This window comes from Microbulbifer zhoushanensis (assembly GCF_021729055.1).
Classification (GTDB): domain Bacteria; phylum Pseudomonadota; class Gammaproteobacteria; order Pseudomonadales; family Cellvibrionaceae; genus Microbulbifer; species Microbulbifer zhoushanensis.
The window spans coordinates 215,735-234,863 of the sequence record NZ_JAJSAO010000003.1; the positions used below are offsets into that span (position 1 = coordinate 215,735).

Here is a 19,129-nt window from a genome sequence, read left to right on the forward strand (position 1 = left end):
CAATCCCCTTTCACCGGTCCGCAAACCGGTCTATCCCATCCAGGCCGCGGTCAGCTGCAACACCAGCGCCGCGTATCCGGCCGCCAGTATATCGTCGAGCATAATCCCCACACCACCGTGCACCCGGCGGTCCACCCAGCCGATGGGCTGCGGCTTGGCGATATCGAACAGGCGGAACAGCACGAACCCGTACAGGGCCCAGCCCCATCCCGCCGGCGCCAGGAACATGGTCAGCCAGTAGCCCACCATCTCGTCCCAGACGATGCCGCCGTGGTCGTGCACCCCCAGGGCCCGCGAGGCGGTACCGCAGAGGTAGCAGCCCACCGCCGCACTGATGACCACCACCGCCAGGTACTGGACCGGCGGCAGGTGCTGCAGCAGCCACCAGAATGGCAGCGCCATCAGGGTTCCGAAGGTACCCGGGGCTTTAGGCGCCAGGCCGGACCCGAAGCCAAATGCCAGCAGCATGGTGGGACTGCGCAGTAGCTGGGCGGCGGTGGGCTGGGGGATGGAGGTATCTGTCATAGTTCAAAAGTGCCGGTATCCGGGCTGTTTTGCCAGCCACTCCTCGCCATCGAGCAGGCAGCGAACTCGCGCCCGTTCCTGTGTGCCCCGGGGCCGCGCCACCAGGGTGCCGATCCGTACTGGCCTGGCACCGTGTGCGGCGCAGCGCTCTGCCACCTCGCCCGCCCTCGACGGCGGGGCAGTAAAACAGAGCTGGTAATCGTCGCCGCCGGTGGCGGCCAGCTCCAGTGCCCCCTCACCCGCCAACTCGGCGGCCAGGGGGTCCACCGGCAGTCGCGCCATATCGAGTTCCGCATCCAGGTCACTGGCGGCACAGATATGGCCCAGGTCCCCCAGCAGGCCATCGGAAATATCCAGGGCGCTGGTGGCCAGCCCCGCGACAGCCGCTGCGGTCTGCAGCTGCGGCTCCGGCGAGTAGTAGGCGCGCTGGGCGCGCTGGTAAAGCTCCGGGGCCACCTCGCGTTCGCCGAGAATCACCGGCAGCGCTGCCGCAGCCGCACCCAGTGGCCCACTGACAAACACCGCGTCTCCCGCCCGGGCCCCGTCGCGGCGCAGCGGCGCCGAGGTGCTGCCGGTTACCTGCACGGTAATCGTCAACGGGCCCTTGGTGGTATCGCCGCCCACCAGGGAAATCCCGTAGGCTTGCGCTGTCTGTAACAGCCCATCGGCAAAGCCGCGGAGCCAGTCCGGATCGCTCTCCGGCAGGGTCAGCGCCAGGGTAAACCAGAGCGGGCGGGCGTTCATTCCCGCCAGGTCGCTCAGGTTTACCCGCAACGCGCGCCCGGCCAGCAGGGCCGGGTCAGCACCGTCGGGAAAATGGCGCCCGGCCACCAGCGTGTCGACACTGGTGGCCAGCTGCTCCCCGGCGGGCGGTTGCAGCAATGCGCAGTCATCGCCAATGCCCAGCACCACCCCCTCGCCGCGCGGTGCGCCGGCGAAATACTCGCGGATAATCTCGAACTCGCCGGGGGGCGTGCGCATGGCCAGGATGCTCAGCCCTGCTTGTCGGCGTTCACTTCCGCCGCGCGCACGTCTGCGGCGGTCTTGTCGAGAATGCCGTTGATATATTTGAAAGCATCGGTGGGGCCGAACTTCTTCGCCAGCGCCACCGACTCATTGATCACCACCTTGTAGGGCACGTCGATACGGTTCTGCAATTCATAGGTGGCCATACGCAGCAAGGCACGGGACACCGGGTCCAGCGCCTCGATACCGCGGTCCAGGTGCGGGCCGAACGCTCCCTCGACTTCGTCGAGGTTCTTGGCCACACCGTGGAAAAGGTCGCGGAAATACGCCACGTCCGTCTTGCTCATATCGTTGTCGGCGTGAAACTCGGCCTCGATGGCATTCAGGCTGGCGCCGGCCATCTGCCACTGGTACAGCGCCTGCATGGCGTAGTGGCGCGCCTTGCGGCGCGCGGATGCGGTAACGGTCATTATCAATTCCGATTCAAAAACTGTAGGAGCGGCCTCAGGCCGCGATTGCTGTTCCATGCCAGCGTCTACCGGTCGCGGCCACGGGCCGCTCCTACGAGATTATCCACCAACCGGTGTAACCCGGCTTCAGACTTTACCCAGTAGAGACACCATCTCGAGCGCGGTTTCCGCCGCCTCGCAGCCCTTGTTGCCGGCCTTGGTGCCGGAGCGCTCGATGGCCTGCTCGATGGAGTCCACGGTCAGCACGCCGAAGGTCACCGGCACGCCACTGTCGAGGGAAACCTGTGCCAGGCCCTTGGTGCACTCGCCCGCCACATACTCAAAGTGCGGGGTGCCGCCTCGGATAACCGCGCCCAGCGCGATGATGGCGTCATAGCGACCGCTGGCCGCCAGCTTCTTGGCCGCCAGCGGGAACTCGAAGGCACCCGGCGCGTAGTAAATGGTGATGTCCTCTTCCTTGATGCCCTTGCGGCGCAGGGTATCCAGGGCGCCATCTTTCAGGCTTTCCACCACAAAGCTGTTCCAGCGGCTCACCAGCAGGGCATATTTGCCATGGCAGCCGACGAAATCCCCTTCGATAACCTTGATCTTGCTCATCGTTGTTTCCAGATACGTTCTTGTGTCTTACAGGCGCCTGCCGCGCAGGCGAAAATTCGCCCCCCAGGGGGGCGCTCAAATCAATCGTCCGCGTTCAGGTACTCTTCCACTTCCAGGTCGAAACCGGAAATGGCGCTGAAACGGAAAGGTGCGCTCATCAGGCGCATTTTGCGCACCTTGAGGTCCCGCAGGATCTGCGAGCCGGTGCCCACCTGCTTGTAGACCAGGTCCTGGCTGGGACGCTGCTGCTTGCCGCTGATCAGCCAGTCGATGCTCTCCTCGATCTCCTCGGTGGTCTCATTGTGGCAGATCAGTACCACCACACCCTTGCCCTCCTTTTCCACCCGCTGCATGGCGCGGCGGAAGGTCCAGGGGGTGTATTTTTCGTCGCCGCGGCGGATGGTAAGCACGTCGCGCAGGGTGTTGCCCACATGGACCCGCACCAGCGTCGGCTCCTCCGGGCTGGGCTCGCCCTTGATAAAGGCGAAGTGGCGCTCGCGGCGCGCCTTGTCCAGGTAAGTGCGCAGCGTGAAATTGCCGTACTCGGTCTCCACCTGGCGCTCGTTGGTGCACTCCACGGTGGTCTCGTTCAGCGCGCGGTAGTTGATCAGGTCGGCGATGGTGCCGATTTTCAGGTTGTGGGTCTTGGCAAAGGTCTCCAGGTCCGGGCGCCGCGCCATGGTGCCGTCTTCATTCATGATCTCGACGATCACCGCCGCCGACTCGAACCCGGCCAGGCGCGCCAGGTCACAGCTGGCCTCAGTGTGGCCGGCGCGGCTCAGCACGCCGCCGGGCTGGGCCATGATCGGGAAGATATGCCCCGGCTGGACGATATCCCGCGGCTTCGCATTGCGCGCCACCGCGGCGCGCACGGTGCGGGCGCGGTCGGCGGCGGAGATGCCAGTGGTTACACCGTCGGCAGCCTCGATGGAAACCGTGAAATTGGTGCTGAACTGGGCACCGTTGTCCTGTGACATCAGCGGCAGGTCCAGCTGCTCGCAGCGCTCCCGGGACATGGGCAGGCAGATCAGGCCGCGGGCATGGGTGGCCATGAAGTTGATATCCTCGGCGCGCACCTGCTCGGCCGCCATCACCAGGTCGCCCTCGTTTTCCCGATCCTCGTCGTCCATCAGGATCACCATTTTGCCCTGGCGGATATCATCGATCAGTTCTTCAACGGTGTTCAGTTCCATAAATCTCTCTTCGTGTTCGCCTGCAAGCAGGTATCAATTTCCCACTGGGATCGCGGTATTCAGCCCCGGTAAAAACCGTGTTTCGCCAGGAACTCTACGGTCAGCCCATCGCTGTCCGGCTCTGCGGCCTTGTCCCCCAGCAGCAATCGCTCAAGGTAGCGGGCGATCAGGTCCACCTCCAGGTTGACCCGGGTGCCCGCCTGGTAGTCGCCCATCACTGTCTCCTGCAGAGTGTGGGGGACGATGGTCAGCTCGAATTCCGCGCCATCCACCGCATTCACGGTGAGGCTGGTGCCGTCCACCGTGATCGACCCCTTGTGGGCGATATATTTTGCCAGCTGCGCCGGCGCGCGCAGGCGGAAGCGCTCGGCTCGGGCCTCCTGTTTGCGCCAGACCACCTCACCGATACCGTCCACGTGACCGCTGACAATATGGCCACCCAGCCGGGTCTGCGGCGTCAGGGCTTTCTCCAGGTTGACCCGGTCACCCTTTTTCCAGTTACTGACACTGGTGACATCCATGGTCTCGGCGGAAACATCCGCCCAGTAGCCGTCGCCCGGCAGGTCCACCACTGTCAGGCAAACGCCGTTGGTGGCGATACTGTCCCCCAGCTGCACGTCGCCCAGGTCAAGCTTGCCGCTCTTTACCCGCACCCGCAGGTCGCCGCCCACGGGTTTCAATTCGGTGATCTCGCCTACGGCTTCCACAATACCGGTAAACATCGGGGAAAATCTCCAGTCGGGCGCCGCTAGCGCTCGATGTCTGTGGTGGCGGTAATGCGCCAGTCGTGTCCCACCGCGCGCATGTCGGTGATGGTTATCGGCAACACCGAGCCCATCCGCTCGATGGGCAGCTCGAACAGCGGCCGGGCGGTGCTGCCCAGTAGTTTGGGTGCCATATAGACGATCATCTCGTCCACGTGGCCGCGGTAGAGGAACTCGCCGGAGAGGGTCGCACCGCTCTCCACCAGCACCTCGTTGCACTCCCGGCGCGCCAGCTCCTGCAGCAGGGCCAGCAGGTCCACGCGCCCATCGCCGCCCGCCGGCAGGACGACCACCTCGGCCCCGGCCTTTTCCAGCCGCTCACGGCGCTCCGGCTCGGCCTGTGCGGTCGTGCACACCAGTGTGGGGGCGTCGCCCTGCAATATAAAGGCCCGCGCCGGGGTGCGCAGGTGACTGTCGACGATTACCCGCAGCGGCTGCACTTCCGCCGCCTGCTCGGCGGCGAGCATCTCCAGCGCCATTTCATCGGCGCGGACATTCATATTGGGGTTGTCGAACCGCACGGTGTCCACGCCGGTAACGATCGCACAGCTGCGCGCCCGCAGGCGCTGCACATCGGCGCGTGCCGCGGGGCCGGTAACCCACTTCGACTCGCCACTGGCCATACCCGTACGGCCGTCGAGGCTCATCGCCGACTTGCTGCGCACCAGCGGCAGCCCCAGGGTCATGCGCTTGATAAAGCCCGGATTCAGGGCGCGACAGGCGACTTCCAGCAGCGGGCCCTCGATCTCGATGCCGGCATCCCGCAATATCTGCAGCCCCTGGCCACTGACCGCGGGATTCGGGTCTTCCATACCGTAGACGACCCGGGCCACGCCCGCCTCCACCAGCGCCTGGGCGCAGGGACCGGTCTTGCCGGTATGGCTGCAGGGCTCCAGGGTGACGTAGGCGGTGGCACCGCGGGCGCGGTCGCCGGCGTCCCGCAGCGCCTCGATCTCGGCGTGGGGCAGGCCCGCGCGGCGGTGCCAGCCCTCTCCCACAATGGCGCCGTTGTCATCGACTATCACACAGCCGACACGGGGGTTGGGCATGGTGGTGTAGAGACCGCGCTCCGCCAGCTGCACGGCGCGGTTCATCAGGGCCTGGGGGCTATGGGTCATTGCGGCTCCGTCGGCTTTGTCAGCCGCTCGATTTCCTGGCTGAAGTCACTGACATCCTCGAAGCGGCGGTATACAGAGGCAAAGCGTACATAGGCCACCTGGTCCAGCTCCCGCAGCTGCTCCATCACCAGCTCGCCGACGCGCATGGCCGGCAACTCGCGCTCACCGGTGGCCTGCAGGGCGTGCTTGATCTGGGCCACCGCGGACTCGACCCGCTCGGTGCTGACCGGCCGCTTCTCCACCGCACGCTGGATGCCGGCGCGCAGCTTGTCTTCGTTGAAGGGTTCGCGCTGCCCGTTCTGCTTGATGACACGGGGCAGGAGCAATTCGGCGGTCTCAAAGGTGGTAAAGCGCTCGTGGCAATCGAGGCACTCGCGGCGCCGGCGCACCTGGTCGCCCTCCGCCACCAGGCGCGAGTCGACGACCTTGGTTTCTTCCGCGCTGCAGAAAGGACAGTGCATGGGGTATTCGGCCCTGTAGAAAAACGGGCGGCAGTTTAACACAGGCGGCGCAGCGGGGCGCCACCTGCCGGATCCGGGGGGTTGGGCTCCAGTCGGTTCCCTAGAGGTCCTCCCGCTCGATGATCCGCTGCCAGAGCTTATGGCGCAGGGTCAGCACCCGGCTCTCGGTGGGCAGCGCCATCCAGGCATTGGTCAACTGGGAGCTGTCCGGGTACACGATGGGATTGGCCAGCAACTCCGGGTCCATCAGGTCGCGGGAAGCGGTATTGGCGTTGGCATACTGCAGCTCATTGGAGATCTCGGCGATCACCTCCGGGCGCAGCAGGTAATTCATGAACTGGTAGGCCGCATCCTGATTGGCGGCGCTGGCGGGCATGGCGATGGTATCGATCCACAGCGGGAACCCTTCCCGGGGGGTGACGTAGCGGATCTCAAACTCCTTGCCCGCTTCCCGGGCATCCACCTGCGCCTGCAGGATATCGCCGCTCCAGCCGTGTACCAGGCAATGCCTGCCACTGGCCAGGTTCTCGACATATTCGCCGGAATCGAAGTCGGTCACGTGCAGGCGTACTTTCGACAGCAGGTTGGCCACCATCAGCTGGTGCGCGGTGCTCATGCTATTGGGGTCCTTGCCGATGTACTTGAGCCCCACATCGAAAATCTCTTCCGGCGAGCGCATCAGCGTCACGCCGCAGTGATCCAGCCGCTGCAGGCGCACGGGGTCAAACAGCAGGTCCCAGCTGTCGGTGGGCAGGCGCCCGTCAAAGGCCTCCCTGACCGCTTCCACGTTGTAGCCGATGCCCACGGTGCCCCAGAGAAACGGCAGGGCGTAGCGATTGTCCGGGTCGAAGTCCCGCAGGCGCCGCATAAATTCCGGGTCCTGGCTCTCCAGCCCGGACAGGCGACTCTTGTCGAGCGGGCTGAGCAGTCCGGCCTGGATGTAGGCCGCGAGGTTCTCGGTACTGGGAACAATCAGGTCGAACTTCCGCCCGCCATTGATCCAGGCGTCCTCCAGCTCCTCGATATCGTCGTACTCGAAATAGTGCACCCGGATACCGGTCTCGGCCTCGAAACGGGTAATGGTGTTCTCACCGATGTAGTCGGACCAGTTGGCCAGGTGCAGCTCCTGCTGCGCGGCCGCGCCCTGTACCAGGCCAGTGGCCAGCAACAGGACGCCGAAAACTTGTCGGATGGTGCGCATACTCTCCCCCAATATCGCAGCAACGCTGCGGGATTGACCGGCCCCCGCCCAACGGCAGTCCGGCCACCGGCGGAGACATGTGCCCGATACCGCGTGGGCCCCAGAAAAAACTTCCGCCAATCCGGGCGGAGTACGACGGACACACAAATCAAACGGTGCGCCGGGAAGAACCGAATTAGAGTTCGGCTTTTAGGATTGGGCCCATTAAAACAGAATTGCCGGGGGACTGCATCTTCCAGAACAAAAGTCTGCAATCAGGCGGAAAAGGCATAAAAAAAGCGGCCCAAAGGCCGCTTTTAGCAAGAACTGCACCGGCGGGCGCTATCGACGCCCGCGCCTCTTGGCTGCTCAGCCCTTGTACACCGGGAAGCTGGCGCAGATATCCAGTACCTTCTGCTTCACTTCGCCGATGGTGGCTTCCGCATCGCCCTGCTCCAGTGCGTCCAGCACATCACAGATCCAGTGGGTCAGCTGCTTTGTTTCCTCCACACCAAAACCGCGGGTGGTGATGGCCGGGGTACCGACGCGCAGGCCGGAGGTGATGAACGGTGAGCGCGGGTCGTTGGGCACCGCATTCTTGTTCACGGTGATATTGGCACGGCCCAGCGCCTCGTCCGCATCCTTACCGGTGTAATCCTTGCCGATCAGGTCCACCAGCATCAGGTGATCATCGGTACCACCGGATACGATGTTGATGCCGCGGTCGAGGAAGGTATCGGCCATGGCGCGGGCGTTCTCGACCACCTTTTTCTGGTACTGCTTGTACTCCGGGGTCATGGCCTCCTTGAAGGAGACTGCCTTGGCGGCGATCACGTGCATCAGCGGGCCGCCCTGGCCGCCCGGGAATACCGCGGAGTTCAGTTTCTTCTCGATCTCCTCGTTGGCCTTGGCCAGGATGATGCCGCCGCGCGGGCCGCGCAGGGTCTTGTGGGTGGTGGAGGTCACCACGTCGGCGTGGGGGATCGGTGACGGGTACTCACCCGCGGCCACCAGGCCGGCCACGTGGGCCATGTCCACCAGCAGGTAGGCACCCACCTTGTCGGCGATCTCGCGGAAACGCGCCCAGTCCATGACACGGCTGTAAGCGGAGAAACCGCCAACGATCATCTTCGGCTTGTGTTCCAGTGCCAGGCGCTCGACTTCCTCGTAGTCCACCTCGCCGGTTTCCGGGTTCAGGCCGTACTGCACCGCGTTGTAGATCTTGCCGGAGAAGTTCACCCGCGCGCCATGGGTCAGGTGACCGCCGTGGGCCAGGCTCATGCCCAGCACGGTGTCGCCCGGCGCACACAGCGCCTGGTAAACCGCGGCGTTGGCCTGGGAACCGGAGTGCGGCTGCACGTTGGCGTAATCGGCACCAAACAGCTTCTTGGCGCGCTCGATCGCCAGCACTTCCACCTTGTCCACATACTCACAGCCGCCGTAGTAACGCTTGCCCGGGTAACCCTCGGCGTACTTGTTGGTCATGGTGCTGCCCTGCGCCTCCATCACCATCGGGCTGGTGTAGTTCTCGGAGGCGATCAGCTCGATATGCTCTTCCTGGCGGCGGTCCTCTTCCTGGATGGCTTCCCAGACTTCCGGGTCGTAAGAGGAGAGTGTGACTGATGGATCAAACATGGTTTTCCCTCAATAAATCGGGCTGTGGACGCTGCACCGATGGGCACAGGAGCCATTAGCACAACTGTAGAAAGGCGCGCATTGTACACCAAGGAAAACTGCTCTGCGCCCCAATTTATGCGGCTTCGGGGAGGATAAACGTGTTTTTGACCGGGGGGTCCGGCAGCTGGCATGCAGCGAGGGCTGGCAGGGATGGGCGCGGCCGTGGCCGGCCGCGCCGCGAAGGGGATCAGAAGGTCAGGATCATGGTGCCGGACCAGAAGTTCACGTCCTCTTCGATCATGGTGTACTCGAACTCGACATTGGTGTTCGGGCTCAGGTTCAGGCCGATACCACCACCGACGGAGATACCGGTGTCATCGCTGCTGTAGCCACCAACGCTCACGTCTTCGTAGATCAGGCCCAGGCGGCCCTTGAAGTAGACGTCGCCGAAGGAGCGGTAAGTGGCGTAACCACCCAGGGTCTGGATATCCACATCGATGTCGCGACCATCAAAGGCATCCGCCTCGCCGCTGACCAGGGAATCGGTGAACTCACCCTCGAAGCCCCAGCCGGAGGAGAAGGTGTAACCGCCGCGCAGGCCGAAGTTGATCGGGTCGTCAACGGTGTTCGCGTCAACGGTCATCAGGCCGGCAGTAGCGCCCCAGTAGCCGCCCTCGGCGTTCGCTGCAGAAGAACAAACCAGTGCCAGGGCCGCCAGGCCCGTCGCCAATTTACGCATAGGAAAAATCCCCAAATTGTTGTCTTGGTTAAATTTGCGCGGATTCTATCCGCCTTTCTCCGTTCCGGCCAGCTCCCTGTTCACAGTAAAAAAATGAACAGGTCTCAGGACGGCAATAGACCCGGCTGTCGCAGTAATCGTTCCGCAGCTGCGGGAAAAAGTCACAATTCGCCTGATACCGACTCTGTCGGCACCATAAGCCACATACAGCGACATACTCACTGCTACATTAACTTGGCTCTGCGACTGTACCCGCCCCACGGGCGCAATCGCTGGACATGGCGCCGAAGCCTTCCACCACAGCATTATGAATAACGGTAATTAACAGAACCTGAACAGATCCTGACAATGACAATGCGCGACCCAATGCGTTAACGCCCCACTATCAAGCGACGGAGATAGCGATGGACAGCATCTTTGCACAACTGTGCCAGGACCACCGGAATATCCAGCAGGTGCTCGATGCCCTCGAACAGCTGCTGGCGGAAATGACGCGGGAGGACCGCGATCCGTCAACCCTCGACCTGATTATCGACGCACTGGATTACATCGCCATTTACCCGGAAAAGTGGCATCACCCGGTGGAGGATGTCACCTGCGAGATCCTGCTCGCCAAGCCGGGAGTGGAGCCGGAACCGATACTGCGCGCCCGTGAGGAGCATCGCCGCCTGGCGCAGGAAACCCGCAAGATGAAAGAGTTGTTTTATGCCGTCGCCAACGATTGCGCGGTGGAACGGGACCACCTCTACGGCGCGGCGCGCCAGTACCTGGCCGCCCAGCGCTCCCATATCCTGATGGAAAACCATTGTGTATTCCCGCTGATGGAGCGTTACCTGGAACCGGAAGACTGGGAGCTGGTCCGCGCGCAACTCGGCGACCGCGAGGACCCGGTATTCGGGCCGGCAATGCGCGACCAGTACGATGCGGTACAGCGGTACGTCAGTAACAGCCAGTCGGCAACAGTGGCCTGAGCGGGCAGGAGTCCCCGGCGATATGCGGGGCAGGATTATTCAGGTGATCGCCGACCGGCGACCGATTTCACTTTCATCGTAGCCGCAGTGAGTGCCGGCCAGTTCGCTGAGCGCGATCAGGTCGAGCACTTCCACTTCGCGCCCGCTCACCCGGATCAGCCCGTCTTTCTGCAGGGCCCTGAACAGGCGGCTGACGGTTTCCGGTGTCAGCCCCAGGTAATTGGCGATATCCATACGGGGCATCGACAGCACAAAGCGGCTGGCGGAATAACCCCGGCGCGCATAGCGGCTGGAAATATTGACCAGCAGTGCCGCCAGGCGGGCATTGGCGGAACGCTTACCCAGTAACAGCAGGATCTCGTTTTCCTGCCGCAGCTCCTCGGAAAAAATACTGTAAATCTGCTGCTGCAATGCCGGCACCTGCTGCGCGAGGGACTCCAGCTGGCCAAACGGCAGCACACAGACACTGCTGTCTTCCAGCGCCTCGGCGTAACTGGGATGGGCACGGCTGCTGTAGGCATCCAGCCCCAGCAATTCACCCGGCAGGGCAAAGTGGGTCACCTGGGTGTCACCATCAGAGGCGATTACCGCGGTCTTGAAACTGCCGGAGCGGATTGCATAGAGGTTGTGGAACGGATCGCCGCTGCGGTAGAGGTTCTCCCCTGCCTTGACCAGCCGCTTGTTGCGTGTCACCTGCTCGAGGCGGTCGATATCCGCCTCCGGCAGGCCGGCGGGCAGGCACAGGCGACGAACCGAGCAATCGCTGCATTGCACTGCGTGGCGGCTGTCTGTCATGGGATGCTCCGGGCTGGTTGCGATAGCGGCATTGTACTCCCTCGGAAACCTGTCGTCGCGGTCACTGGCCAGCTAGCCAGCTGGTCGCAAACACTTTTTCAGAGCACACGCGAGTAGCGCGACTCGCCAGCCGTCGCATGCAGGTAAGCATCGAAAGCCGCGGCAATATTGCGGGTGAACCAGCGGCCGCGCCCGGTGATTTCCAGCGACCGGTCATCCTCGCGCAGCAGGCCATCGGCAATCAATGGCTGCAACCGCTCCAGTTCCGCGGCAAAGGCCTCCCCGAACGGCGCGCCGGCGCGCCGGGCAACATCCTCCTTGTCCACGCGCATACGGCACATCAGCTCCATGATCACATACTGGCGCAACCGGTCATCTGTCGACATGGCCCAGCCGCGGAAGCCGGCAAAGCCACGCTCGCGGATCGACTCGACATATTCCTTCAGCCGATGCTGGTTCTGCCAGTAGCCGCCGGCGCTGTAACTGATCGCCGAGGCCCCCAGACCGATCAGGGCATCTGCCGGCATTAACGTATAGCCCTGGAAGTTACGCTGCAGCGTGCCCTCTCTGGCCGCGCGGGCCAGCTCATCGCCGGGCAGGGCAAAGTGGTCCATGCCCAGGAATTCGTAACCCGCCGCGCCCAGCTGTTCCACCGCGGCCAGTTGCATGGCGATCTTCTCCGCCGGCGCCGGCATGGCATCGCTGTCGATCAGGCGCTGGGCCTTGAACCGCTGCGGCAGGTGGGCGTAGTGATAGAGCGCGATCCGGTCCGGCGCCAGCTGTGCCACGCGGCCGATGGTCTGCTCCAGGGTGGCCACCGTCTGGTGCGGTAACCCATAGACCAGGTCATAGGAGATCGAGCGGAAGCCCCGCTCCCGTGCTGCACGGGTAATCTGCTCCACTGCCTCCGCATCACAGATACGGTTAATGGCCCGCTGAACAACCGGGTTGAAGTCCTGGATACCCAGGCTCAGGCGGTTGAAGCCCAGCTCCCGCAGGGTATCCAGGGTCTCCAGCCGGAAGGTACGGGGATCCGCCTCCACACTGTACTCGCTGGCGTCGTCGCGGCGGAGGTCAAAGATCTCCCCCAGGCCCTCCACCAGCCGACACAGGTCCGAGTCGGTCAGGAATGTGGGCGTGCCACCGCCCAGGTGCAACTGCACCACCGGCACCCGCGCCACCCGCTCCCGGTACCAGCGCGCTTCCTCCAGCACCCGGTCCAGGTAACTGGAGGCCAGGCCGTACTGGTTGGTAATCACCTTGTTGCAGGCACAGAAGTAACATAGTGAGTGACAGAACGGGATATGCACATAGAGCGACAGGCTGTCGATATCCCGCAGTGACGCCCACGGCTCCATGCCCTCCCCCAGCGGCACGAAGCGGTCGGCCGAGGGATAGGAAGTGTAGCGCGGGCAGGGGCCGCTATAGCGGGACAGTAGTTCCGCCGAAAGGGCCGAATCGGGTTGTTGGTACGACGCGATCATAATGCTTCACCCAGTAAAGGCGCCGGCCGCAGCCGGCTCACGTTCAGTCCGAGTAGCCAGGGGCCTGCAGGCCTCAGAATCGGTAACCCAGCCCGGCGACGGTGACCAGTGGGTCCAGCTCCACATCTGCCTCGATGTTGCCGAGGCCGGGCACCCGGACGCTGGCCTCGGTATCGATATCCATCCACCAGACACTCAGGTTCAACAGCCAGCGGCGATCCTGGCCGAAGGCAAAATCCACGCCGGCTTCCGCGGCGACACCCACGGAATTCTTCAGCGACAAGTCGGCACTGCCGGTTGCGCCCAGGTCTGCGAACAGGCGATCGGCCGCCCCGTCCACCTGCTCGTCGAAGAACGCCGTGTAGTTCACCCCGAGCCCCAGGTAGGGCTGCACCACCTCTCCCGCCACCCGGGGATACCACTGCAGCAGCAGTGTGGGCGGCAGGTGGCGGGTCTCGCCGAGGGCGAAGGTCTCTCCCAGCCCCTCGACAGCAAGGTCGTGACTGAACGGTGAGGACGCCACCAGTTCCAGGCCCCATGTATCGGTGAGCATATAAGTGGCAGTCAGGCCCAGTGCCGTGCCGTCCTCGACGTCTGCAGCAGTGCCGGCGAGCTCCGTGCCGGACAGGGACAGCGCACTCGAGCTGACATCCGGGCTGACCGTGGCCGCACCACTGCGGACGATGACCTCACCGGGCTGGTAGGCCACGGCTTGCAGGGAAACGAGAAGGCCGGCAACAGCGGCAAATACTTTCATTCGGGTTCTCCATACCTTTGTCTTAAAGCCCACCCGCACGAGAACATCCTGTTATTGGTTTTGTTACTGCCAGCATGCGAGCGGGACGAGCGCAGGTTAACCAAATGGAAAGAGGGGCAATTGATGTAAATCAATCGGGCGGGTTTATGACTGGCGGGCAATCGACGGGGAGAGTCTTCTGGTGGCCACTAGCGCTTTCCGGGCCGCGTCCCCTGCCGCCGGGGCTCTCTTCCAGTTTCCCCGGTGCCCGTCGGCGCAGATCTACACCGCAAAGCGCCGGCCACTTGATTCAGGTCAAGGCCGCATTGCCGTGGGGCTTCAATACTGGGAACCAGAAACTGACCCGGGGATGGAGACCACCATGCACAATCTCTACCGCCAGCTTTGCCGCGATCACCGCAACATGCAGCAGCTGCTGGATGCCTTCGACCAGCTGCTGGCCGACTTTGCCCGGCAGGAGCGCGACCCGGGAACCCTGGGGCTGATCCTCGACGCACTGGACTACATCAGTGTGTACCCCGACCGCTGGCATCACCCGGTGGAGGACCTGGCCATGGAGCGCCTGCGCGCGAAACCCGGTGCCAGCCTGGCCCCGGTTGAAACAACCCTGTCGGAGCACCGGGCCATTACCGCCGCCACCCGCCACATGAGCACCCTCTTCTACGCCATTGCCAACGATGCAGCCGTGGAACGCAACCAGCTGTTCCGGTCCGTGCGGGAATACCTGCAACTGCAGCGACAGCATATGGAAAGGGAAAACCGGGAGATCTTCCCGCAGTTCGAGCAACTGCTGACCCGGGAAGACTGGCAGGCCATAGAGCAACAACTGCAGTGCCAGCGGGATCCCCTGTTCAATGCGGAAATCCGCAACCTGTATGAGTCCCTGCAGCACTACCTTGCCAGCCTGCAGTTCGATGCCTGCGTCGGCGCCTGAATCACAAAATCACTGTACCGGGGAAAGTTTGGGGAGAGTTTAATGAAAGATTTCCAGCGCCATGGCCTGTCCGTGGGGATAGAACGGGTAGACTCGGAGTTTTTCCTGCATATCCGGGTTTCGGGCGAACTGACCCACTGGGACTACGAGATCATCACGCCGCTGCTGGAGCAGGCCCTGGACTCGGTGGCACACCCGAATGTAAAGGCACTGGTGGATATCCGGGAGCTGAGCGGGTGGGAATGGCGCGCGGCCTGGGATGACCTGAGACTGGGACTGCGCCACGGCAATGAATTCTCGCAGGTGGCCCTGCTCGGTAACGGCAACTGGCAGGAGCTGGCCACACGGGTCGCCAACTGGTTTACCGGCGCGGAACTGCGCTACTTCCGCAGCGAGGGCGCTGCCCTGGCGTGGCTGACAGGCACCCGGGGAGAGGCAACCGGGCACCGCGCCCTCGCCTGAGCGCCGGCCCGCGCAATAGCCGCCTTCAGTCGCCAGCCGGCCGGCGGAACATATTCTGGATGCTGGAGAAATCCAGCATCCGGTTCGACGGGTCACCACCGTGCAGCTGGTACAGGTTTTTCGCCAGCGCTCCCAGGGGCGTCGAGGAAGCGCTGCCGGCGGCTGTGTCCATCGCCAGCCCCAGGTCCTTCAGCATCAGCTGCACAGAGAACCCTCCCTCATAATCCCGCGATGCCGGGACTCCCTCCATCACGCCCGGATACGGGTTGTATTTTTCCAGTGACCAGTTGCCGCCGGAACTGGCACGCATGATGTCGGACAGCACCTTCGGGTCCAGGCCATTATCCACCCCCATCTGCAGGGCCTCGGCGGTGCCAATCATATGGATCGCCAGCAACATGTTATTGCAGATTTTCGCCACCTGGCCGGACCCCGCCGGCCCGGCGTGGAAGACATTTGCCCCCATGGCTTCCAGCAGGGGCCGCGCCGCGTCCACCGCAGAGGCATCGCCACCGCACATAAATGACAGGGTCCCCGCCTCCGCCGCGGCGGTGCCACCGGATACCGGCGCCTCGATGGCCGGCAGGCCGCGCTCGTGGGCGGCGGAGAGCAGCTGGCGTGCATCACTGGCGGCAATGGTGGAACAGTCGACCACCAGGGTGCCGTCATCCATTGCCTGCAGCAGGCCTCGGGCCCCCAGGTAGACGCCCTTGACCACGTCGCCGGTGGTGAGCATCGAGATCACCGCGTCGGCGCCGGCCACCGCCTCCTGCGCACTGCCCGCACGCTTGCAGCCCTCTGCCTCGGCCTGCTTCAGCGCCGCTTCTGACAGGTCAAAGGCAGTTACCGCAAAACCTGCCTTCACCAGGTTGGCCGCCATCGGGCCACCCATATGGCCCAGGCCGATAAAGGCCACTTTCTCGATTGCTTTGTGCATCTCTTACCATCCTTTTATTGTGTTTTTATCCATTGGTCGAGGGGCTGTCCGGTGCGGGGCCTCAAAGATCCCGCAGCGGGTGTACCGGCCAGGGATCGCGGAAGCAGCCCAGGACCTCGCCCAGCGGCACCTCCTCCAGGCCGGCCGGCTGCCACTGCGGGTTGCGGTCCTTGTCTACCAGCAGCGCACGCACGCCCTCGCGCAGGTGACCGCTGTTGCAGAGGTTGACCGCCAGCGCCAGCTCCATGCGGAACACATCCGCCAGCGACAGGTGCCGGGCACGCTGCAGCTGCTCCCAGACCACCCAGGGCGTCATCGGTGAGCCGGCGGCGAGTGTCTTCGCTGCTTTCTGCAGCCAGGGATCATCCCCGCCATAACCGGTAATGGAGTGCCACACCTCCGGCAGGGTGGCGAAATCGGTGAGCTGCTGGATGATGTCGAAGTGCTCGCGCAGTGGGGATGCCGGCTGCTCTTCATGGGGCAGCTGCAGGCCTTTCAGGCAATCACTCACCAGCTGGTGGAAGGGCTTGCCGGAGCCGGTGAAATCCAGCCCGGCCACCGCTTCCAGTGCCCGCTCACGCGCATCGTCAGCCAGCATCCGGTCCGCCATGCCGGCGAAGAGTGCGTCGCTACCGTTGAACTGCGCCCCGGTCAGGCCCAGGAACAACCCCAGCCGCCCGGGCATCCGGTTGAGGAACCAGCTGCTGCCCACATCCGGGAACAGGCCGATGGTCACTTCCGGCATGGCCAGGCGCGTCGACGGGGTGACCACCCGGTGACTGGCGCCGGCCATGACACCGATTCCGCCACCCATCACGTAACCGCCACCCCAGACCACAATCGGTTTCTCGTAGGTATGGATGCGATAGTCGAGCCGGTATTCATGCGAGAAAAACTTTGAGGTGAACTCGGTACTGCCCTCCCCCGCCGCGGCCTCCGCGTAGCTGGCCGACTCCCGGTAGAGCGCGATCACATCGCCACCGGCGCAGAATGCCTTGTCGCCGCTGCCATCGATCCACACGCAGGCCACGCTGTCGTCCTCGGCCCAGGCATCCAGCTGGGCCGACAACAGATCGATCATTTCCAGGTTGAGCGCGTTCAGCGCCTTTGGCAGGTTCAGGGTCGCCTGCGCCAGGGCGCCGTGGCGCCGGAAGGTGACCGGGGAATCGCTGCTGGCTTCTCGCTCCATCTCGACTGCTCTCATCTAGTGCTATTCATGTTCGCCGCAGTTAACCACAGATCGACGGGCGGGTCAGCCGGGTGCCCAAATGACCGCCGGGAGCAACGGCGCCTGGTCGAACAGGCGGACACAAGGTCCGCCCCTACAGGTCCGGCCGCTGCCTGTGGATGCCACATTATCGGCCAGGCCCGCGGTATCAAGCCCGGCCGGCCCGCGGGCCGGTTGCACTTTTCCGGCAAACTGATAAGTTGCGCGCAATTTCTGACCGATCCTGCAACCGATTACGGGAAGCCCTCTATCAATGGCTGAATACGTCTACACAATGAACCGGGTGGGCAAGGTAGTGCCGCCCAAACGCGAAATCCTCAAGGATATCTCCCTGTCTTTCTTCCCCGGCGCCAAGATTGGCGTGCTGGGCCTGAACGGCGCCGGTAAATCCACCCTGCTGCGCATCATGGCCGGCGTGGACCAGGACTATAACGGCGAGGCCCGGGCCATGCCGGGCATCAAGGTGGGCTACCTGCCGCAGGAGCCCCAGCTGGACCCGGCCAAGACCGTGCGCGGCAATGTGGAAGACGGTGTACGCGAGGCCATCGACGCCCTCGCCGGCCTGGAGCAGGTCTACGCCGACTACGCCGAGCCGGACGCCGACTTCGATGCTCTGGCCAAGAAGCAGCAACAGTACGAGGACGTGATCCAGGCCTGGGATGCCCACAACCTGGAGCACCGCCTGGAAGTGGCCGCCGACGCCCTGCGCCTGCCGCCCTGGGACGCCGACGTAAACCTGCTGTCCGGTGGTGAGAAGCGCCGCGTGGCCCTGTGCCGCCTGCTGCTGTCGCGCCCCGACATGCTGCTGCTGGACGAGCCCACCAACCACCTGGACGCCGAGAGTGTCTACTGGCTGGAGCGCTTCCTGCACGACTTCGATGGCACCGTGGTGGCCATCACCCACGACCGCTACTTCCTCGACAATGTCGCCGGCTGGATCCTGGAACTGGACCGCGGCCACGGTATCCCCTGGGAGGGCAACTACACCACCTGGCTGGAGCAGAAGGAAAAGCGCCTGGAGCAGGAGCAGCGCGGCGAGCAGGCCCGCCAGAAGGCAATGAAAAAGGAGCTGGAGTGGGCGCGCCAGAACCCCAAGGGCCGCCAGTCCAAGAACAAGGCCCGCCTGTCGCGGCTGGAAGAAATGCAGTCGCAGGACTTCCAGGCCCGCAACGAGACCAACGAGATCTACATTCCGCCGGGTGAGCGCCTGGGCGACAACGTGATTGAGTTCGAGCACGTAAGCAAGGGTTTCGGCGACCGCCTGTTGATCGACGACCTGTCCTTCCGTGTGCCGAAAGGTGCCATCGTGGGTATCGTCGGCGGTAACGGCGCCGGTAAGTCGACCCTGTTCCGCATGATCACCGGCAGCGAGAAACCGGACTCCGGTGAGATCAAGGTCGGCGAGACCGTGCAGGTGGCCTACGTCGAGCAGGGCCGCGAGAACCTGGACGACAACAAGACCGTGTGGGAAGCCATCTCCGACGGCCACGACATGCTGAAGATCGGCAACTACGAAGTGGGCTCCCGCAACTACGTCGGGCGCTTCAATTTCAAGGGCAGCGACCAGCAGAAACGCGTGGGCGAACTGTCCGGTGGTGAGCGCGGCCGGCTGCACCTGGCCTACACCCTCAAGCAGGGCGCCAACGTGCTGCTGCTGGACGAACCGTCCAACGACCTGGACATCGAGACCCTGCGCGCACTGGAAGAGGCCCTGCTGAACTTCCCCGGCTGCGCCCTGGTAATCTCGCACGACCGCTGGTTCCTGGACCGGGTGGCGACCCATATCCTGGCCTACGAGGGCGAGAGCGATGTGGTGTTCTTCGAGGGCAACTACACCGAATACCACGAGGACTTCGTGGAGCGTAAGGGTGAGGATGCCACCCCGCACCGGATGCAGTACAAGAAGCTGAAGACCTGATCGGCAGGTCCTG

General features: G+C 63.9%; 20 protein-coding genes. 4 read left to right on the forward strand and 16 right to left on the reverse strand.

Going from position 1 to position 19,129, the window contains the following annotated elements; all coding sequences use genetic code 11:
- Positions 1-30 precede the first annotated feature (30 nt).
- The 11 genes from LVD10_RS07195 to LVD10_RS07245 all read right to left on the reverse strand — a co-directional run bounded on the left by LVD10_RS07195 (position 31) and on the right by LVD10_RS07245 (position 9,630).
- A complete protein-coding gene (locus tag LVD10_RS07195; protein ID WP_233006337.1) occupies positions 31-525 on the reverse strand; it encodes a phosphatidylglycerophosphatase A family protein in 495 nt (164 codons plus the stop codon).
- 3 nt (positions 526-528) lie between these two features.
- Positions 529-1,506, reverse strand: a complete 978-nt coding sequence (gene thiL / locus LVD10_RS07200; protein ID WP_233006338.1) for a thiamine-phosphate kinase — start codon at positions 1,504-1,506, stop codon at positions 529-531.
- A gap of 11 nt (positions 1,507-1,517) precedes the next feature.
- The gene (gene nusB, locus LVD10_RS07205) at positions 1,518-1,961 is read right to left on the reverse strand and encodes a transcription antitermination factor NusB (RefSeq protein ID WP_233006339.1); all 444 of its coding nucleotides are present in this window, start codon (positions 1,959-1,961) and stop codon (positions 1,518-1,520) included.
- 126 nt (positions 1,962-2,087) lie between these two features.
- A complete protein-coding gene (gene ribH / locus LVD10_RS07210) occupies positions 2,088-2,558 on the reverse strand; it encodes a 6,7-dimethyl-8-ribityllumazine synthase (RefSeq protein WP_233006340.1) in 471 nt (156 codons plus the stop codon).
- Positions 2,559-2,638: 80 nt separating this feature from the next.
- On the reverse strand, positions 2,639-3,751 hold the full coding sequence (gene ribBA / locus LVD10_RS07215; protein ID WP_237062709.1) for a bifunctional 3,4-dihydroxy-2-butanone-4-phosphate synthase/GTP cyclohydrolase II: 1,113 nt from the start codon (positions 3,749-3,751) through the stop codon (positions 2,639-2,641).
- 59 nt (positions 3,752-3,810) lie between these two features.
- Positions 3,811-4,473, reverse strand: a complete 663-nt coding sequence (locus LVD10_RS07220) for a riboflavin synthase (RefSeq protein WP_233006342.1) — start codon at positions 4,471-4,473, stop codon at positions 3,811-3,813.
- Positions 4,474-4,499: 26 nt separating this feature from the next.
- Positions 4,500-5,633, reverse strand: a complete 1,134-nt coding sequence (ribD, locus tag LVD10_RS07225; protein ID WP_233006343.1) for a bifunctional diaminohydroxyphosphoribosylaminopyrimidine deaminase/5-amino-6-(5-phosphoribosylamino)uracil reductase RibD — start codon at positions 5,631-5,633, stop codon at positions 4,500-4,502.
- Positions 5,630-6,094 carry a transcriptional regulator NrdR gene (gene nrdR / locus LVD10_RS07230; protein WP_233006344.1) on the reverse strand — a complete coding sequence of 155 codons (465 nt, stop codon included), beginning with the start codon at positions 6,092-6,094 and terminating at the stop codon, positions 5,630-5,632. Before nrdR ends, ribD begins: the two co-directional genes overlap by 4 nt.
- Positions 6,095-6,194: 100 nt before the next feature.
- Complete coding sequence (locus tag LVD10_RS07235; protein WP_237062717.1) at positions 6,195-7,295, reverse strand: extracellular solute-binding protein; 1,101 nt, start codon at positions 7,293-7,295, stop codon at positions 6,195-6,197.
- Positions 7,296-7,643: 348 nt separating this feature from the next.
- Entirely contained in the window at positions 7,644-8,909 is a 1,266-nt protein-coding gene (gene glyA, locus LVD10_RS07240; protein ID WP_233006346.1) for a serine hydroxymethyltransferase, read from the reverse strand.
- Between the two features lie 229 nt (positions 8,910-9,138).
- A complete protein-coding gene (locus tag LVD10_RS07245; RefSeq protein WP_237062719.1) occupies positions 9,139-9,630 on the reverse strand; it encodes an outer membrane beta-barrel protein in 492 nt (163 codons plus the stop codon).
- Between the two features lie 404 nt (positions 9,631-10,034).
- Here LVD10_RS07245 and LVD10_RS07250 point away from each other — a divergent pair, with 404 nt between their 5' ends.
- Positions 10,035-10,601: a hemerythrin domain-containing protein gene (locus tag LVD10_RS07250; RefSeq protein WP_237062721.1), complete on the forward strand. Its 567-nt coding sequence runs from the start codon at positions 10,035-10,037 to the stop codon at positions 10,599-10,601.
- A 39-nt stretch (positions 10,602-10,640) separates the two neighbouring features.
- Here LVD10_RS07250 and fnr read toward each other — a convergent pair whose 3' ends face one another.
- The 3 genes from fnr to LVD10_RS07265 all read right to left on the reverse strand — a co-directional run bounded on the left by fnr (position 10,641) and on the right by LVD10_RS07265 (position 13,637).
- Entirely contained in the window at positions 10,641-11,396 is a 756-nt protein-coding gene (gene fnr / locus LVD10_RS07255; RefSeq protein WP_233006349.1) for a fumarate/nitrate reduction transcriptional regulator Fnr, read from the reverse strand.
- Positions 11,397-11,494: 98 nt separating this feature from the next.
- Positions 11,495-12,880 carry an oxygen-independent coproporphyrinogen III oxidase gene (gene hemN / locus LVD10_RS07260; RefSeq protein ID WP_237062723.1) on the reverse strand — a complete coding sequence of 462 codons (1,386 nt, stop codon included), beginning with the start codon at positions 12,878-12,880 and terminating at the stop codon, positions 11,495-11,497.
- Between the two features lie 73 nt (positions 12,881-12,953).
- Complete coding sequence (locus tag LVD10_RS07265; RefSeq protein ID WP_233006351.1) at positions 12,954-13,637, reverse strand: OmpW/AlkL family protein; 684 nt, start codon at positions 13,635-13,637, stop codon at positions 12,954-12,956.
- A gap of 361 nt (positions 13,638-13,998) precedes the next feature.
- Here LVD10_RS07265 and LVD10_RS07270 point away from each other — a divergent pair, with 361 nt between their 5' ends.
- Positions 13,999-14,571: a hemerythrin domain-containing protein gene (locus LVD10_RS07270; RefSeq protein ID WP_233006352.1), complete on the forward strand. Its 573-nt coding sequence runs from the start codon at positions 13,999-14,001 to the stop codon at positions 14,569-14,571.
- A 42-nt stretch (positions 14,572-14,613) separates the two neighbouring features.
- Complete coding sequence (locus LVD10_RS07275; RefSeq protein WP_233006353.1) at positions 14,614-15,033, forward strand: SpoIIAA family protein; 420 nt, start codon at positions 14,614-14,616, stop codon at positions 15,031-15,033.
- Positions 15,034-15,058: 25 nt separating this feature from the next.
- Here LVD10_RS07275 and mmsB read toward each other — a convergent pair whose 3' ends face one another.
- Both mmsB and LVD10_RS07285 read right to left on the reverse strand, forming a co-directional pair.
- A complete protein-coding gene (gene mmsB / locus LVD10_RS07280; RefSeq protein WP_233006354.1) occupies positions 15,059-15,970 on the reverse strand; it encodes a 3-hydroxyisobutyrate dehydrogenase in 912 nt (303 codons plus the stop codon).
- Positions 15,971-16,031: 61 nt separating this feature from the next.
- Complete coding sequence (locus LVD10_RS07285) at positions 16,032-17,174, reverse strand: enoyl-CoA hydratase/isomerase family protein (RefSeq protein ID WP_233006355.1); 1,143 nt, start codon at positions 17,172-17,174, stop codon at positions 16,032-16,034.
- A gap of 277 nt (positions 17,175-17,451) precedes the next feature.
- Between LVD10_RS07285 and ettA the strand changes: the two genes are divergently transcribed.
- The gene (ettA, locus tag LVD10_RS07290; RefSeq protein WP_233006356.1) at positions 17,452-19,116 is read left to right on the forward strand and encodes an energy-dependent translational throttle protein EttA; all 1,665 of its coding nucleotides are present in this window, start codon (positions 17,452-17,454) and stop codon (positions 19,114-19,116) included.
- Positions 19,117-19,129: the final 13 nt, after the last annotated feature.

Coding starts and splice junctions, on each gene's coding strand:
- LVD10_RS07195 (WP_233006337.1), bottom strand. CDS start 525: ATGACAGATACCTCCATCCCCCAGCCCACCGCCGCCCAGCTACTGCGC.
- thiL (WP_233006338.1), bottom strand. CDS start 1,506: ATGCGCACGCCCCCCGGCGAGTTCGAGATTATCCGCGAGTATTTCGCC.
- nusB (WP_233006339.1), bottom strand. CDS start 1,961: ATGACCGTTACCGCATCCGCGCGCCGCAAGGCGCGCCACTACGCCATG.
- ribH (WP_233006340.1), bottom strand. CDS start 2,558: ATGAGCAAGATCAAGGTTATCGAAGGGGATTTCGTCGGCTGCCATGGC.
- ribBA (WP_237062709.1), bottom strand. CDS start 3,751: ATGGAACTGAACACCGTTGAAGAACTGATCGATGATATCCGCCAGGGC.
- LVD10_RS07220 (WP_233006342.1), bottom strand. CDS start 4,473: ATGTTTACCGGTATTGTGGAAGCCGTAGGCGAGATCACCGAATTGAAA.
- ribD (WP_233006343.1), bottom strand. CDS start 5,633: ATGACCCATAGCCCCCAGGCCCTGATGAACCGCGCCGTGCAGCTGGCG.
- nrdR (WP_233006344.1), bottom strand. CDS start 6,094: ATGCACTGTCCTTTCTGCAGCGCGGAAGAAACCAAGGTCGTCGACTCG.
- LVD10_RS07235 (WP_237062717.1), bottom strand. CDS start 7,295: ATGCGCACCATCCGACAAGTTTTCGGCGTCCTGTTGCTGGCCACTGGC.
- glyA (WP_233006346.1), bottom strand. CDS start 8,909: ATGTTTGATCCATCAGTCACACTCTCCTCTTACGACCCGGAAGTCTGG.
- LVD10_RS07245 (WP_237062719.1), bottom strand. CDS start 9,630: ATGCGTAAATTGGCGACGGGCCTGGCGGCCCTGGCACTGGTTTGTTCT.
- LVD10_RS07250 (WP_237062721.1), top strand. CDS start 10,035: ATGGACAGCATCTTTGCACAACTGTGCCAGGACCACCGGAATATCCAG.
- fnr (WP_233006349.1), bottom strand. CDS start 11,396: ATGACAGACAGCCGCCACGCAGTGCAATGCAGCGATTGCTCGGTTCGT.
- hemN (WP_237062723.1), bottom strand. CDS start 12,880: ATGATCGCGTCGTACCAACAACCCGATTCGGCCCTTTCGGCGGAACTA.
- LVD10_RS07265 (WP_233006351.1), bottom strand. CDS start 13,637: ATGAAAGTATTTGCCGCTGTTGCCGGCCTTCTCGTTTCCCTGCAAGCC.
- LVD10_RS07270 (WP_233006352.1), top strand. CDS start 13,999: ATGCACAATCTCTACCGCCAGCTTTGCCGCGATCACCGCAACATGCAG.
- LVD10_RS07275 (WP_233006353.1), top strand. CDS start 14,614: ATGAAAGATTTCCAGCGCCATGGCCTGTCCGTGGGGATAGAACGGGTA.
- mmsB (WP_233006354.1), bottom strand. CDS start 15,970: ATGCACAAAGCAATCGAGAAAGTGGCCTTTATCGGCCTGGGCCATATG.
- LVD10_RS07285 (WP_233006355.1), bottom strand. CDS start 17,174: ATGAGAGCAGTCGAGATGGAGCGAGAAGCCAGCAGCGATTCCCCGGTC.
- ettA (WP_233006356.1), top strand. CDS start 17,452: ATGGCTGAATACGTCTACACAATGAACCGGGTGGGCAAGGTAGTGCCG.